At 42.8% G+C, this 339-nt stretch carries 1 pseudogene; it reads left to right on the plus strand.

The annotated features are described in order from the left end of the window. Window positions 1-128: 128 nt before the first annotated feature. A pseudogene (locus FS628_RS30250) lies at window positions 129-339 on the plus strand (IS481 family transposase); the annotation flags it as partial.

Genomic DNA, 339 nt, shown 5'->3' on the forward strand with positions numbered 1-339 from the left:
CCATATTTATCGTGAGAAAAAAATAAAGCGTTCCCACATAAATCTTGCCTATGAAACAATGGACGGAAAAAGTAGAATAAAAGGCAATGGATAACCGGTTGTCCTTCTGATCAAAGGAGGATGTTTCGATGAATGAAAAAACAAGGGAAGACATTGCTTTATTCCGCTATGGATTGATTGCCCCTCTTTTGAACGGGCAGATGGAGCCAAAGGAATACTTTGAGCAGTTGGAAGGGAAAGTCCACCAGATTCCCTATTACGGGGAAAGAACTATCGCGGCCAAGACCATTCAGGAATGGCTGCTTCATTACCGGAGAAACGGATTTGATGCCCTAAAGC

Origin of the sequence: Paenibacillus xylanexedens, assembly GCF_007676705.1 — a bacterium.
Classification (GTDB): domain Bacteria; phylum Bacillota; class Bacilli; order Paenibacillales; family Paenibacillaceae; genus Paenibacillus; species Paenibacillus xylanexedens_C.